The sequence below is a fragment of the Paracoccus aerius genome, assembly GCF_014656455.1.
GTDB classification, from domain to species: Bacteria; Pseudomonadota; Alphaproteobacteria; order Rhodobacterales; family Rhodobacteraceae; genus Paracoccus; species Paracoccus aerius.
The window spans coordinates 142,142-156,568 of sequence record NZ_BNCL01000001.1; the positions used below are offsets into that span (position 1 = coordinate 142,142).

At 65.7% G+C, this 14,427-nt stretch carries 12 protein-coding genes; 4 read left to right on the forward strand and 8 right to left on the reverse strand.

Annotation, left to right across the window (positions count from 1 at the left end; translation table 11 throughout):
- From IE224_RS00755 to IE224_RS00765, 3 genes are read right to left on the reverse strand one after another with little or no spacing between them, the layout of a single operon-like run.
- Entirely contained in the window at positions 1 to 927 is a 927-nt protein-coding gene (locus IE224_RS00755) for an ABC transporter permease subunit (RefSeq protein ID WP_191307229.1), read from the reverse strand.
- 4 nt (positions 928 to 931) lie between these two features.
- A complete protein-coding gene (gene oppB / locus IE224_RS00760; RefSeq protein WP_191307231.1) occupies positions 932 to 1,855 on the reverse strand; it encodes an oligopeptide ABC transporter permease OppB in 924 nt (307 codons plus the stop codon).
- Positions 1,856 to 1,867: 12 nt separating this feature from the next.
- Complete coding sequence (locus tag IE224_RS00765) at positions 1,868 to 3,469, reverse strand: peptide ABC transporter substrate-binding protein (protein WP_191307233.1); 1,602 nt, start codon at positions 3,467 to 3,469, stop codon at positions 1,868 to 1,870.
- 418 nt (positions 3,470 to 3,887) lie between these two features.
- Between IE224_RS00765 and IE224_RS00770 the strand changes: the two genes are divergently transcribed.
- Complete coding sequence (locus tag IE224_RS00770; protein ID WP_191307235.1) at positions 3,888 to 4,532, forward strand: TRAP transporter small permease subunit; 645 nt, start codon at positions 3,888 to 3,890, stop codon at positions 4,530 to 4,532.
- Complete coding sequence (locus IE224_RS00775; RefSeq protein ID WP_191307237.1) at positions 4,529 to 6,424, forward strand: TRAP transporter large permease; 1,896 nt, start codon at positions 4,529 to 4,531, stop codon at positions 6,422 to 6,424. Before IE224_RS00770 ends, IE224_RS00775 begins: the two co-directional genes overlap by 4 nt.
- Before the next feature lie 112 nt (positions 6,425 to 6,536).
- Here the strand turns inward: IE224_RS00775 and IE224_RS00780 are convergent, their stop codons facing one another.
- The 5 genes from IE224_RS00780 to IE224_RS00800 all read right to left on the reverse strand — a co-directional run bounded on the left by IE224_RS00780 (position 6,537) and on the right by IE224_RS00800 (position 12,130).
- Positions 6,537 to 7,658 (reverse strand): TRAP transporter substrate-binding protein, encoded by a 1,122-nt coding sequence (locus IE224_RS00780; protein WP_167623411.1) that lies wholly within the window; start codon positions 7,656 to 7,658, stop codon positions 6,537 to 6,539.
- 189 nt (positions 7,659 to 7,847) lie between these two features.
- Positions 7,848 to 9,122 (reverse strand): phosphopyruvate hydratase, encoded by a 1,275-nt coding sequence (eno, locus tag IE224_RS00785; protein ID WP_191307239.1) that lies wholly within the window; start codon positions 9,120 to 9,122, stop codon positions 7,848 to 7,850.
- A gap of 69 nt (positions 9,123 to 9,191) precedes the next feature.
- Positions 9,192 to 9,878 carry an endonuclease/exonuclease/phosphatase family protein gene (locus tag IE224_RS00790; RefSeq protein WP_191307241.1) on the reverse strand — a complete coding sequence of 229 codons (687 nt, stop codon included), beginning with the start codon at positions 9,876 to 9,878 and terminating at the stop codon, positions 9,192 to 9,194.
- Between the two features lie 90 nt (positions 9,879 to 9,968).
- A complete protein-coding gene (locus IE224_RS00795; RefSeq protein WP_191307243.1) occupies positions 9,969 to 11,369 on the reverse strand; it encodes a protein adenylyltransferase SelO in 1,401 nt (466 codons plus the stop codon).
- A 59-nt stretch (positions 11,370 to 11,428) separates the two neighbouring features.
- Positions 11,429 to 12,130 carry an aquaporin gene (locus tag IE224_RS00800; RefSeq protein WP_191307245.1) on the reverse strand — a complete coding sequence of 234 codons (702 nt, stop codon included), beginning with the start codon at positions 12,128 to 12,130 and terminating at the stop codon, positions 11,429 to 11,431.
- 142 nt (positions 12,131 to 12,272) lie between these two features.
- On the opposite strand from IE224_RS00800, the gene obgE reads away from it, so the two are divergent.
- Entirely contained in the window at positions 12,273 to 13,304 is a 1,032-nt protein-coding gene (gene obgE / locus IE224_RS00805; protein WP_191307247.1) for a GTPase ObgE, read from the forward strand.
- Entirely contained in the window at positions 13,292 to 14,404 is a 1,113-nt protein-coding gene (gene proB, locus IE224_RS00810; protein WP_191307249.1) for a glutamate 5-kinase, read from the forward strand. Before obgE ends, proB begins: the two co-directional genes overlap by 13 nt.
- Positions 14,405 to 14,427 lie beyond the last annotated feature (23 nt).

Sequence of the window (14,427 nt, forward strand, 5' to 3'; positions counted from 1 at the left end):
TCAGCGTTCCTTGGGGTCAAGCGCGTCGCGCAGCCCGTCGCCCACGAAGAAGAAGCCGAACAGGGTGATGACGAAGAAGAACAGCGGGAAGGCCAGTTGCCACAGCGTCCCATAGCTCATGGTGCCCGCGCCCTCGGAAATCAGCGCCCCCCACGAGGTCAGCGGTTCCTGCACGCCAAGGCCCAGGAAGCTGATGAAGCTTTCGGTCAGGATCATCAGCGGCACCAGCAGCGTGGCATAGACCGCAACCACGCCCAGCAGGTTCGGCACGATATGGCGGATGATGATGCGCCAGGTGGACACGCCGGTGGCGCGGGCGGCCTCGATGAACTCGCGGTTCTTCAAGGACAAGGTCTGGCCGCGCACGATACGCGCCATGTCCAGCCAGGAAATCAGGCCGATGCCCAAAAACAGCATGGTCATCGACCGTCCGAACATCACCAACAGCAGGATCAGCACGAACATGTAGGGGATCGACATCAGGATATCGACCGTCCGCATCATCACCTGGTCGGTGCGCCCGCCGACATAACCCGCCACCGCGCCGTAAAGCGTGCCGACGATCACCGCGATGCCCGCGCCCACGATGCCGACCAGCAGGCTGATCTGGGTTCCCTGGACGGTGCGCGCGAACAGGTCGCGGCCCAGGTCGTCGGTGCCGAAGTAATGCCCGTTTTCCAGCGATGGGTGGCCCATGGTCGCGACCTGGCCCATGACGCTGAAGTCCAGTTCCTCGTTCGACCAGATGGCGATCTGGCCCCCGAAGATCGCGAACAGCGCGACCAGCAGCAGGATCACAAGGCCCGCCATCGCCGCCTTGTTGCGCAGGAAGCGGCGGCGGGCGTCGGCCCAGGGAGACCGTCCCCGGACCTCGGGCTGGGCCATCCGCGCGGCAAGCGAGCGCATCTTGTCGTGTTCGATCACCATGGGGTTAATACCGGATCTTCGGGTCGATCCAGGCGTAAAGGATATCGACGACCAGGTTGAACAGGATGGTCAGCGCGCCAACCAGGATGGTGACGCCCATCATCACCGCGTAATCGCGGTTCAGCGCCGAATCCACGAAGGCCTTGCCGATCCCGCCGGTTGAGAAATAGATGTCGATCACGACCGACCCGGTGATCATCGACACGAAGACCGGCCCGAGATAGCTGACGACCGGCAGCATCGCCGGGCGCAGCGCGTGGCGCAGGATGACGCGGCGTTCGGGCATTCCCTTGGCGCGCGCCGTGCGGATGTGGTTCGACCCCAGCACCTCGAGCATGGAGGACCGGGTGATCCGCGCGATGGAGGCCATGTAGCTGGTGGACAGCGCAATCACCGGCATGATCCAGAACGAGGGATCCGAAAAGCTCCACCCGCCGCCGGGCAGCCAGCCCAGCCACAGGGTCAGGGCCAGCACCAGCAGCGGTGCCATCACGAAGTTCGGCAGCACCTGCGCGCCGATCGAGATGCCGACCGCCAGATAGTCCAGCCACCCGTTCTGCCGGATCGCGGCCAGCGTGCCCAGCGTGACCCCGACAAGGACCGCCGCAAGGAAGGACAGCGTGCCATAGGTCAGCGTCACCGGGAAACCGTCCGCGATCAGCTGGTTCACGGTGCGGTCGGGATAGACGAAGCTGGGGCCGAAGTCGAAATGGACCAGGATGCCGTACACATAGTTCCAGATCTGGCGCCACAGCGGGTCGTCCAGCCCGTATTTCGCATTGAGGTTCGCCAGCACCTGCGGCGGCAGGGCACGTTCCTGGGTGAACGGCCCGCCGGGCGCCAGATGCATCAGCACGAAGGACAGCACGATCAGCAGCAGCAGCGTGGGAACCGCTATTGCCAGCCGTCGCAGGATGAAGGCGAACATCGGTGGCGGACCTTACTCGGCCACCCGATACAGGTCCTTGGCATACCAGGCGTTCGTCACATTCTGGGTCGGAAGGCCCTTGATCGCAGGGTTGATCATGTCGACCTTGGAATAGTGATAGACGAAGGCCGCGGGCACTTCCTCGGCCAGGATCTCCTCGGCCCGCTTGTAGAGCGGCGCGGTATCCTCGGCCGTTTTCGACTCCGCCATCAGCTTGTCGTATTCCGCATTCGACCACTTGCCCGAGTTGTAGCCGTCGGTGCGGAACCAATCCAGGAAGGTCGTCGCCTCGTTGTAGTCGGCGCACCAGGCATAGCGGGCCATGTCGAAGTCCTGGTTCTGCATCCGGTCGGTATGCACCTTCCATTCGACATTGTTCAGCGTGATGTTCACGCCCAAGGGCTTCCAGAACTGCTGCGCCGCGATGGCCAGCTTCTTGTGGTTCTCGTCGGTGTTGTATTGCAGCGAAAGCGACAGGGGATTGTCGGGACCATAGCCCGCCTCGGTCAGCAGGGCGCGGGCCTTCTCGTTCCGTTCCTCCTGAGTCATGGTGGCGATCTCGGCATCAGGGGCCTGGAAGCCCTCGATGGCCCAGTGGGTCCAGCTATAGGCCGGCTTCTGGCCGCCCTGCAGCACCTGGTTCACGATGATGTCGCGGTTCAGACCCAGCGACAGCGCCTGGCGCACGCGCACGTCCTTCAGCGCCTCGGGGCCCTTGTCGGACACGTTGAAGACATAGGCGTAGGAACAGGAATACGGGATCGAGATCGCCTGGTCCGGATATTCCTGCGACAGGCGCGGATATTGGCCCGCCGGAATCTGCACGCGGTCCAGTTCGCCCGCCAGGTAACGGGTCAGGCCGATGTTGTTGTCGTTCACGGTGACGCCGCGCACGGTTTCCATCACCACATTCTCGGCGTCCCAATAGTTCGGGTTCTTCACCATCGTGATGTCGACGCCCAGGTTGTGGCTTTCCAGCATGAAGGCGCCGTTGCCGACCAGGTTGCCGGGCTGCGTCCAGGCGTCGCCATGCTGTTCGACGACTTTTTGCGGAACCGGGAAGGTGGTGGCATGGGAAAGCGTCTTCAGGAAATAGGGGGTGCGGGTGGTCAGCTTGACCTCCAGCGTCTTGTCGTCCACCGCACGGACGCCAAGCTGGTCGGGCGCCATCTCGCCCGCGATGATCTGCGTGGCGTTCTGGATGTTCATCAGTTCCAGGAACCAGGCATATTCCGAAGCCGTCTCGGGGTTCACGACGCGCTGCCAGGCAAAGACAAAGTCCTGCGCCGTGACCGGGTCGCCGTTCGACCACTTGGCGTCGCGCAGCGTGAAGGTGTGGGTCAGCCCGTCTTCGCTTTCCTGGTGACTTTCCGCAACACCCGGGATCATCGCGCCCGCCGCGTCTTCGTTCATCAGGCCTTCGAACAACTGGCGCAGCACGTCCGAACCTTCGACATCGGTGTTCTTCGCGGGATCCAGCGACTTGATCGCATCCAGCAGCCAATAGGTATAGGTCTGGCTGTCGGCCAGCGTCTCGCCCTCGGCGGGCTGGACGGCTTGGGCGGGCAGGGCCAGGGCGGCCAGAAGGGCGGTGGTCGTGAACAGCTTTGACATCGGCGTCTCCCCTTGTCGATGAAGGCTTTGGCTTGCGCGCAAGGCATTCAGACTATCCAAACCTCTTCGCGGGTAAAGCCGGATGACGCCCGGAATGGTTGCATCTGCGTGAAGGGAACAGCGGCCGAAGGGAAGGCGGCAAGATGTTTCCGCCTGAAAAACGGTCATAAATCCTGACCTTTGATTTGCCGCCGCTGATGATCGCGACGTGGCGTCACAATCAATCGCAAGTGGAATATGAAGCACCCAAAGCGTGGCCTGACGCATGGAAGCAGCCCGCACGGCAAGACGACTTGTGCAGATATGTCACGTCGGCCGCCGAAATTCTTGACCGGTTTTTCCGCATCGCGCATACCGCCACAGGAACGAACAAACGGTCAAAAGGCCAAAAAGGCCGACCCTTGGGGGAGTTTTCTTCATGAACGGCCTTTTGGCCCTTTCGCGCGGCATCGACCGCGTCAACACCGTGATCGGCAGGAACGTGTCCTGGCTGATCCTGCTGGCGATCTTCGTCAGCGCGATCAACGCAGTGATCCGCAAGGCGTTCAGCATGTCCTCGAACGCATGGCTTGAACTGCAGTGGTATCTTTACGGCGCGGCCTTTCTGCTGGCCGCGGCCTATACGCTGCTGGAAAACGAACATATCCGGATCGACATCCTGTTCGGCGCCCTGTCGCGCCGGGTCCAGCACTGGATCGAGCTTCTGGGCCACATCTTCTTCCTGATGCCGATGGTCCTGCTGACGCTGTGGCTGACCTGGCCCTGGCTGGCCCGGTCCTATCGCACCGGAGAGATGTCGATGAACGCGGGCGGCCTGATGCTGTGGCCGGCCAAGGCGCTGCTGTTCACGGGCTTCCTGCTGCTGCTGCTGCAGGGCATTTCCGAGATCATCAAGAAGATCGCGGTGATGCGTGGGCTGATTCCTGACTACAACGCACCGTCGGGTCATCATGCGCCCCTGGATCTGGACGAGGATCTGCTGAAACAGGCGGGCTTTGCCGATCCCGACCACCCGCTGACCGACATTCCCGTCGACAAGACGCGCGAGGATGCCCGCAAATGATGGAACTCATCGCGCAGAACATGGCGCCGATCATGTTCGTTTCGCTGATCGTCTTTCTGCTGATCGGCTATCCCGTCGCCTTCGCCCTGGCCGCGAACGGGCTTTTGTTCTTCATCATCGGGGTCGAACTCGCGCCGCTGTCGGGCGGGTCGATCAACCTTTCCTGGCCGCTTCTGGGCGCGCTGCCCGACCGCTTCTTCGGGGGGGTCGTCGCCAACGAGACGTTGCTGGCCATCCCCTTCTTCACCTTCATGGGGATCGTGCTGGAAAAATCCGGCATGGCCGAGGATCTGCTGGACACGATCGGCCAGTTGTTCGGCCCGATCCGGGGCGGCCTTGCCTATGCGGTCATCATCGTGGGCGCGCTTCTGGCGGCGACCACCGGCGTGGTCGCGGCTTCCGTGATCGCTATGGGCCTGATCTCGCTGCCGATCATGCTGCGCTATGGCTATGACCGGCGCGTCGCATCGGGCGTGATCGCGGCCTCGGGGACGCTGGCGCAGATCATTCCGCCGTCGCTGGTGCTGATCGTGCTGGCCGACCAGTTGGGCCGGTCAGTGGGCGACATGTACAAGGGCGCGATGATCCCCGGCCTGGTGCTGACGGGCTTCTACATGCTCTACATCTTCGTGGTGTCGATGATCCGCCCGCAATACCTGCCGGCCCTGCCGAAAGAGGCGCGGACCCTGGGTTCGGGCGTCACGTCGCTGGTCGTGGCCCTTGCGGGGGCGGCCGTCATCTTCTGGCTGACGACCCGCTGGCTGGGGCCTGACCACGCGGCCGACGCGCCGATCTGGGGCCTCGTGATCGCGGTGTCGGTGATCTATGTCGTGGCGCTGATCGACAAGGCCACGGGCATCAACATGATGTCGCGGCTGGCCCAGCAGGTCATCATCGTGCTGATCCCGCCCCTGGCGCTGATCTTCCTGGTGCTGGGCACGATCTTCCTGGGCATCGCCACCCCGACCGAGGGCGGCGCGATGGGTGCGGTCGGCGCGCTGTTCATGGCGGGCATCAAGAAGCGTCTGTCGATGGACGTGATCCGCCAGGCGCTTTACGCCACGACGCGGCTGTCGGCCTTCGTGATGTTCATCCTGATCGGGGCGCGGGTCTTCTCGCTGACCTTCTATGGCGTGAACGGGCATCTGTGGGTCGAACACCTGCTGACCTCGTTGCCGGGGGGCGAATACGGCTTCCTGATCGTCGTGTCGATCATGGTGTTCCTGCTGGCCTTCTTCCTGGACTTCTTCGAACTGGCCTTCATCATCGTGCCCCTTCTGGCCCCCGCGGCCGAGGCATTGGGCATCGACCTGATCTGGTTCGGCGTGATCCTGGGCGTGAACATGCAGACTGCCTTCATGCACCCGCCCTTCGGCTTTGCGCTGTTCTACCTGCGGTCGGTGGCGCCCAAGGGCGAATACATCGACAAGGTCACGAAGAAGCGCATGGCGCCGGTCAGGACCGGCCAGATCTACTGGGGTGCGGTGCCCTTTGTCTGCATCCAGTTGGTGATGATCGGCGTGGTGATCGCCTTCCCGGGAATGGTCATGCATTACAAGGGCGCGCCGGTGGATACCTCGAACGTCCGGCTGGAAATCCCGGCGGGCGGGATGGGCGGCGGCACCGGCGGCGGCTTCGGGTCGCTGGGTGGCTTGGGCGCGCCCTTCGGCCAGCAAGCCCCGGTCGACGGCGGCACGACGGCCCCGTCGGGTGGCCTGGGCGGCACGCCCCCGGGTCTCGGCGCGCCTCCTCCGGGCCTTGGCGCACCGGCACCGGCACCCGCGCCTGCCCCTGCAGCCCCTGCCGAGGGCGCGGCCCCGGCTCAGCCTGCACCCGCACAGGGTGGGCTGGGCCTGGGCGGCCCGCCGCCGGGTCTTGGCGGCAGCAACTGACGACGAAAGGCCGGGTTTGACCCGGCCTTTTTCATTCCGTCACGTTCTTCGGGAAGCGCCCAAGAAAAACGCCGCGGATATACCGCGGCGGTTCTGTTTTGTCGGAACGATCTCAGCCCTGGGTGGGGGCCAGCTTGCCGTTGCGCTGCTGGATCATCATGAAGGTGTCGAAGGTGTATTCCGCGGTCTGGTTGTACAGGTACCAGTCGTCGCGGAATTGCAGCTGCGCCTCGTACTGCCGCTTGAAGTGCTCGTTCTGGGCGGACAGTTCGGCATAGACCTCGTTCGCGGCGGTGAAGGCGGCGTTCATGATCTCTTCGCTGAAGGACCGCAGTTGCGCGCCCGACGCGGCCAGTTCCTTCAACGCGGTCGGGTTGCGATAGTCGTACTTGGCCAGCATGTTCTGGTCGGAGGCCTGGCAGCAGGTCCGCAGCAGCGCCTTGTAATGCTCGGGCAGCTCGTCGTACTTGCCCTTGTTGATGAAGAAGCTGACCGTCGGCCCGCCTTCCCAGAAGCCCGGGTAATAGTAGTAGGGCGCGACCTTCTGGAAGCCCAGCTTGTTGTCGTCATAGGGGCCGACCCATTCGGCCGCGTCGATGGTGCCCTTTTCGAGCGACGGATAGATGTCGCCGCCCGCGATCTGCTGCGGGACGACGCCCAGCTTCTCGACCACGCGCCCGGCCAGGCCCGAGATGCGCATCTTCAGGCCCTGCATGTCGGCGATCGTGTTCACCTCCTTGCGATACCAGCCGCCCATCTGGACGCCGGTATTGCCCGCGGGGAAGGCCACAAGGCCGACCGTTTCCAGGAACTGGTTGTACTGGTCGATGCCGCCGCCGTGGTAGTTATAGGCAGCCTTGGCGCGTGCGCTGAAGGTGAAGGGCAGGTCGGCGCCGCAGGCAAAGGCCGGATCCTTGCCCCAGTTGTAGTAGCCCACCGAATGGGCGCATTCCACGGTGCCGTCGCCGGCAGCGTTGATGGCGTCCAGCCCCGGCACGATCTCGCCCGCTGCGAAGACCTGCAGGTTGAACTTGCCGTCGGTCGCTTCCTTCAGGCGGACCGAGATCTCTTCCCCGCCGCCATAGATGGTGTCCAGCGATTTCGGGAAGGACGACGCCACGCGCCAGTTGATGGTGGGTGCTTCCTGGGCGATGGCGGGCGCTGCCAGCGTGGCGCCGGCTGCGGCGGCGACACCGCCGACCGAAGCCGTTGTCAGGAACGACCTGCGGTGCAGCGTCTTGGAATCTTTCATGAACTCTCCTCCGATAGGGCTGTCGGGATGGCCTCCCACGGGTTCCCGGCCCGAATGGGGTGCAGTTTAGTGCTTGTCTGCCGTCTGTCGAGTAGTCTGCGACCCTGACAGGCAAAAAATAAGGCCGCCCTGCGTGACGCGGGGCGGCCTTGGCACGGTTGGCGGCAGGGATCAGCGCAGGATGCTGCGGCCTGCGTATTCGGCGGTGGCGCCCAGCATCTCCTCGATGCGGATCAGCTGGTTGTATTTTGCCAGCCGGTCGGACCGGGCAAGGCTGCCGGTCTTGATCTGGCCGCAGTTGGTAGCGACCGCCAGATCGGCAATGGTCGCGTCCTCGGTCTCGCCCGACCGGTGGGACATCACGCTGGTATAGCCGTTGCGGTCGGCCAGGCGCACGGCGTCCAGCGTTTCCGACAGCGTGCCGATCTGGTTCACCTTGACCAGCAGAGAATTGCCGCAGCCGCGCTCGATCCCCTCGGCCAGGCGGGTGGGGTTGGTCACGAACAGGTCGTCGCCGACCAGTTGCACGGAACCACCCAGCCGGTCGGTCAGCAGCTTCCAGCCATCCCAATCGTCTTCGGCGCAGCCGTCCTCGATCGACAGGATCGGATAATCGGCGCAGAGCGCGGCCAGGTAGTCAACATTCTCGGCCGAGGTCAGCGACTTGCCCTCGCCCTTCATCTCGTACCTGCCGTTCTTGAAGTATTCGGTCGAGGCGCAGTCCAGCGCCAGCATGATGTCGTCGCCGGGCTTGTAGCCGGCTTTCTCGACAGCGCGCAGGATGAAGTCCAGGGCGTCGCGGGCCGAGGACAGGTTCGGCGCAAAGCCGCCCTCGTCGCCGATCCCGGTCGACAGGCCCGCCGTCGACAGTTCCTTCTTCAGCGTGTGGAACACCTCGGACCCCATGCGCACGGCGTCGCGGATGTTTTCCGCGCTGACCGGCATGATCATGAATTCCTGGATGTCGATGGGGTTGTCGGCATGTTCGCCGCCATTGATGATGTTCATCATCGGCACCGGAAGGATCCGCGCGGCGGTGCCGCCCACATAGCGATACAGCGGCTGGTTCGTCGCATCCGCCGCGGCCTTGGCCACCGCCAGCGACACGCCCAGGATCGCATTCGCGCCGAGGCGGCCCTTGTTGGGCGTGCCGTCCAGTTCGCACATCATCGCGTCGATGGCGCGCTGTTCGGTCGCGTCCTCGCCGATCAGGTTCTCGGCGATCTCGCCGTTGACGGAGGCCACGGCCTCCAGCACGCCCTTGCCCATGTAGCGCGCCTTGTCGCCATCGCGCTTCTCGACCGCCTCATGCGCGCCGGTGGATGCGCCCGAGGGCACCGCCGCCCGGCCCATCGTGCCGTCTTCCAGCGTCACGTCGACCTCGACGGTCGGGTTGCCGCGGCTGTCCAGGATCTCTCGCGCGTAGATGTCGATGATGGCGGTCATGGGTGCCCCTCCGTTGCCTGATGTCGGCGCCTTCATAGCTGCCGCAGGGGCAGGCCGAAAGCGGCAATTTCAGGGCTGCTCGATCTCGGCCCAGATGGGAAGGTGGTCCGAGGCGTCGCGGGCCTGCGCACCGGTAAAGACCCCGTGCCGCAGCAGCGTCAGGTGGTGCGACATGGCGATGCGGTCCAGCCGGAACTGGGGCAGGGGCGCGGGATAGGACGGCCCCGGCGCCACGATGCGAAACCCCGCCAATGATTCCAGGCCGCGGCTGTCGTGCCATTCGTTGAAGTCGCCCATCAGGACGATGTTGTCATCCGCGATCCGCGCCGCCTGCGCCGTGATCCGCGCCAGTTGCGCCCGTCGCGACGACCGGGCAAGGCCCAGATGTACGCCGATCACGGTCAGCCGGGGCAGGCGCAGCACCACCGCGCCGCGCGGCTCGATCCCCGGCAGGGGCAGGCGGCGCAGGACCGCCTGTTCGGCCAGTTCGGGGCGCATCAGGATCGTCTGGCCGTGCCAGCCGAGCGAATTTTCACCCGTCGTGGTCATGTTGGCCGGAACCAGGCCGGTGGCATCGCGGATGAGGCGGCGGGGCAGGGCCTCGGGGCGGGCGCCGTGGCGGAAATCGACCTCTTGCAAGGCGATGATGTCGGGCTTCAGCGCGGCGATGACGGCAAGGTTGCGTTCCGGAGCGTGCGGGCCGGTCAGCCCACGGCACTTGTGCAGGTTGTAACTTGCCAGTCTCAGCAATGACATATCGCCCTTGAGTTCACGGCGCAGGATAGCCGGCGCCCTTCAGGCCGCAAGGGACCATCTGCGCAAGGCCCGGCGGTGCCTGCGTTTTGATCAGGTGCCGCAGAAGGTCTGGCGCACGACCTGTTCGTCCAGCGGCGCGTCCGCCAGGCGGACCCATTCCGGCCGGGCCTCGCGTGGATGCGTCACGGCGTCGAACAGCGTCCGGAAGGGCGCCATGTCGCCCGCCACGGCGGCGGCGATGGCTTCCTCGACCCGGTGGTTGCGCGGGATGCGCAGGGGGTTCGCGTGGCGCATCAGGTCCGCGTCCGGGTTCCGGGCCTGCCAGTCGGCGTGCCAGGCGTCGAAGGCGTCGCGGTCCAGAAACTCGTCGCGCGCGCTGCCGTCGGCCAGGCCCGCGAAGACGCGCGTGAAATCCGCCCGCTGCTGTGCCATCAGCGTCAGCAGGCGTTCGGCCAGGGGCTGCGCGTCCGAGGCTTCCGTCAAGCCCAGCTTTTCGCCAAAGCGCCGCGTCCACGCCGCCTGATACAGGGGCGCAAAGGAATGGACCGACTTCGTCGCGGCCTCGATCGCCGCCTCGCGCTCGCCCATCAGGGGCACAAGGCAGGTCGCAAACTGGGCAAGGTTCCAGACCGCGATCTGCGGCTGCTGCGACCAGGCATAGCGCCCGCCCCGGTCGATCGAGGAAAAGACGGTGTCCGGGTGATACACGTCCATGAAGGCGCAGGGACCATAGTCGATGGTTTCGCCCGACACCGACATGTTGTCGGTGTTCATCACCCCGTGGATGAACCCAAGCGCCATCCAATGGGCGATCGTCTCGGCCTGCCGGGCGATCACGTGGTCCAGCAGCGACAGCGGCCCGTTCGCGGCCGGATAATGACGCGCCACGACATGATCCGTCAGGGCGGCCAGGGCGTCTTCCTGACCCCGGACGGCGAAATATTCAAAGGTGCCGACGCGGATATGGCTGGAAGCCACCCGTGTCAGGACCGCACCGGGCAGGCCCTGTTCGCGCCACACCGTCTCTCCGGTCGCGACGGCTGCAAGGGCGCGGGTGGTGGGAACGCCCATCGCGTGCATGAATTCGCTGACGATGTATTCGCGCAGGACCGGGCCGACCCAGGCCCGTCCATCGCCGCGCCGGGAAAAGGGCGTCGGCCCGCTGCCCTTCAGCTGGATGTCGAAGCGCACGCCGTCGGGGGCCACGACCTCGCCCAGCAGCACCGCGCGGCCGTCGCCCAACTGGGGCACGAAGCCGCCGAACTGATGACCCGCATAGGCCTGCGCGATCGGCTCGGCCCCCGCCGGCACGGCGTTGCCGGCCAGCATCGCCACGCCCTCGGGGCTTGCCAGCCATGCCGCATCAAGCCCCAGCCGCCGTGCCAGCCCTTCGTTCAGGGCCATGAGGCCGGGTTCCGCCACGGGCGTGGGCGACACGCGGGCAAAGAAGCCCTGCGGCATTCGGGCATAGCTGTTGTCGAAATGGATCATCGGGGCCTCCTGTCCCTTTCATCTAGGGTCAGGAAGCCCGCGGAAAAAGGGGCGGTGCCTCAGCCGCGCGGCTTGACGTGGGGCGAGCGGGTGATCCCCGCGCCGTGCAGCGCCCCTGCCAGGGCACCGCCCGCCAGGGGCGCCAGGATGAACAGCCACAGTTGCGACAGCGCCTGACCGCCCGCAAAGATCGCAGGGCCGATGGACCGCGCGGGGTTTACCGACACGCCCGTCACGTCGATCCCGACCAGATGGATACCCGCCAGCGTCAGTCCGATGGCCAGCCCCGCAAAGCCCGCGGGCGCGTCTGTCTGGGTCGCGCCGAGGATCACGGTGACGAACAGGAAGGTCGCCACGAATTCGAACAGCAGGGCTGACATCAGGGTGTAGCCGCCGTTGTATCCCTCGCCCCAGCCGTTCTGCCCCAGGCCGTTCTGGGCGATGGAATAGTCGGCCTTGCCCGAGGCGATCAGATAGACGACCGCCGCAGCCGCCACCGCCCCCAGGATCTGCGCGATGCAATAGGTGACGAAATCGCCCGCGCCCATCCGTCCCGACGCCAGGAAGCCCAGCGACACCGCCGGGTTAAGCTGCGCGCCCGATATGGCGCCAAGGCCATAGGCCGCCGCGACGATGGAGAGGCCGAAGGCCATGGCGATGCCGTGAAAGCCGATCTCGGCCCCCATCAGGACCGCCGAACCGACGCCGAAGAACACAAGGATGAAGGTGCCGATGAACTCGGCCAGGGCCTTGCTGGACATGATCACGCTCCACACAGAATCGGGTCTTTCTGAACCGATTGGTTCAGTTTGCGGAGCGTCCGGCCTTCTGGCAAGAATCTTGCGCCTCTTGAACGATGGGCCCAGTGGGCGTATCGCATCCCCTTGAACAGGAGCCTGCCCCATGAAATTTCTTGACCTCGCCAAAGTCTACATCCGCTCGGGCGGGGGCGGTGCGGGCTGCGTGTCCTTCCGGCGCGAGAAGTTCATCGAATATGGCGGTCCCGACGGTGGCGACGGCGGCAATGGCGGCGATGTCTGGGCCGAGGCGGTCGAGGGGCTGAACACCCTGATCGATTTCCGCTATCAGCAGCATTTCTTCGCCAAGTCCGGCCAGCACGGCATGGGCAGCCAGATGACCGGCAAGTCGGGCGACGACATCACCCTCAAGGTGCCGGTGGGGACCGAGATCCTGGAGGAGGACGAGGAAACCGTCATCGCCGACCTGACCGAACCCGGCCAGCGCGTGCTGCTGGCAAAGGGCGGCAATGGGGGCTGGGGGAACCTGCACTTCAAGACCTCGACCAACCGCAGTCCGCGCAATGCCAATCCGGGGCAGGCGGGCATCGAACGCACCATCTGGCTGCGGCTGAAGCTGATCGCGGATGCCGGTCTGGTGGGGCTGCCGAACGCGGGCAAGTCCACCTTCCTGGCGGCGGTGTCGAATGCCCGCCCCAAGATCGCGGATTATCCCTTCACCACGCTGCATCCGAACCTGGGCGTCGTGGGCATCGACGGCTACGAATTCGTCATGGCCGACATTCCCGGCCTGATCGAAGGCGCCAGCGAGGGCAGGGGCCTGGGCGACCAGTTCCTGGGCCATGTCGAACGCAGCAACGTGCTGCTGCATCTGGTGGACGGAACCTCGGAAGATGTGGCGACCGACGCCCGCACCATCCTGACCGAGCTTGAGGCGTATTCCCCGGTGCTGATGGACAAGCCACGCGTGACGGCGCTGAACAAGATCGACGCCCTGGACGACGACACCATCGCCGAACGTCGGGCCGCGCTGGAGGCCGAGATCGGCGGGCCGGTGCTGCTGATGTCGGGGGTGGCAAAGCTGGGCGTCACCGAGGTTCTGCGCGCGCTGTGGACGCAGATCGAGCCGACGCGCCACAAGGCCAAGGACGAGCCCGAGGCGCCATGGCAGCCCTAGGCCCGTCGCTGACCGGCGCGCGCCGGCTGGTCGTCAAGATCGGCTCGGCCCTGCTGGTGGACGAACGCGGGCTGCGCGGCGATTGGCTGCGCGGCTTGTGCGACGATGTGGCCCAATGGCGGCAGCGGGGCTGCGATGTGGTTCTGGTATCCTCGGGGTCGATTGCGCTTGGGCGGCGGACGCTGGGCCTGCCAGCAGGCGCGCTGCCGCTGGAACAGGCGCAGGCCGCCGCCGCCGTGGGCCAGATCCGTCTGGCCCGCGCCTATGAGGAGGCGCTTGCCCCCCATGGCGTGACCACCGCGCAGGTGCTGCTGACGCTGGAGGACAGCACGGACCGCCGCCGCTATCTGAACAGCCGGGCGACCATGCAGACGCTGCTGGGCCTGGGCGTCGTGCCCATCGTGAACGAAAACGACACGGTGGCGACGGACGAAATCCGCTTTGGCGACAACGACCGTCTTGCCGCCCAGATCGCCGTGACCTGCGGCGCGGACCAGTTGCTGCTGCTGTCCGACGTGGACGGACTCTACACCGCCAATCCCAAGACCGACCCCACCGCCCGCCACCTGCCGGTGATCGAGGCCCTGACGCCCGAGATCGAGGCCATGGGCGGCGATCCTGTGTCGGGCCTGTCAAAGGGCGGCATGAAGACCAAGCTGATGGCCGCCCGCACCGCGATTGCCGGAGGCTGCGCCATGGCGATTGCGGAAGGGTCCGTGATGCGGCCCTTGTCGGCCGTGGCGGATGGCGCGCGGTGCAGCTGGTTCCTGCCCGAAAGCGATCCCCAGCTTGCCCGCAAGCGCTGGATCGCCGCGATGAAGCCCAAGGGCGCGCTTGTCGTGGACGAAGGCGCGGTTCAGGCTCTGCGCCGGGGCAAGTCGCTGCTGCCTGCGGGCGTGCGGACCATCGTGGGCGATTTCGGTCGGGGCGATCCGGTTGCGATCACCGGCCCCTCGGGCGAGACGCTGGCGAACGGACTGACCCGCTATACCGCAGACGAGGCGCGGCGCATCGCCGGACACCGTTCCGACCGGATCGAGGCGATCCTGGGCTATACCGGCCGCGCGGCCTTGGTTCATCGCGACGACATGGCCTTGTAGGGCTCGCAAACTTTTCTCGAAGC

What these genes read in the sequence shown, in the direction of transcription:
- IE224_RS00770 (WP_191307235.1), top strand. Translation starts at nt 3,888, where the DNA reads ATGAACGGCCTTTTGGCCCTTTCGCGCGGCATCGACCGCGTCAACACC.
- IE224_RS00790 (WP_191307241.1), bottom strand. Translation starts at nt 9,878, where the DNA reads ATGTCATTGCTGAGACTGGCAAGTTACAACCTGCACAAGTGCCGTGGG.
- IE224_RS00800 (WP_191307245.1), bottom strand. Translation starts at nt 12,130, where the DNA reads ATGTCCAGCAAGGCCCTGGCCGAGTTCATCGGCACCTTCATCCTTGTG.
- oppB (WP_191307231.1), bottom strand. Translation starts at nt 1,855, where the DNA reads ATGTTCGCCTTCATCCTGCGACGGCTGGCAATAGCGGTTCCCACGCTG.
- obgE (WP_191307247.1), top strand. Translation starts at nt 12,273, where the DNA reads ATGAAATTTCTTGACCTCGCCAAAGTCTACATCCGCTCGGGCGGGGGC.
- IE224_RS00775 (WP_191307237.1), top strand. Translation starts at nt 4,529, where the DNA reads ATGATGGAACTCATCGCGCAGAACATGGCGCCGATCATGTTCGTTTCG.
- eno (WP_191307239.1), bottom strand. Translation starts at nt 9,122, where the DNA reads ATGACCGCCATCATCGACATCTACGCGCGAGAGATCCTGGACAGCCGC.
- IE224_RS00755 (WP_191307229.1), bottom strand. Translation starts at nt 927, where the DNA reads ATGGTGATCGAACACGACAAGATGCGCTCGCTTGCCGCGCGGATGGCC.
- IE224_RS00765 (WP_191307233.1), bottom strand. Translation starts at nt 3,469, where the DNA reads ATGTCAAAGCTGTTCACGACCACCGCCCTTCTGGCCGCCCTGGCCCTG.
- IE224_RS00795 (WP_191307243.1), bottom strand. Translation starts at nt 11,369, where the DNA reads ATGATCCATTTCGACAACAGCTATGCCCGAATGCCGCAGGGCTTCTTT.
- proB (WP_191307249.1), top strand. Translation starts at nt 13,292, where the DNA reads ATGGCAGCCCTAGGCCCGTCGCTGACCGGCGCGCGCCGGCTGGTCGTC.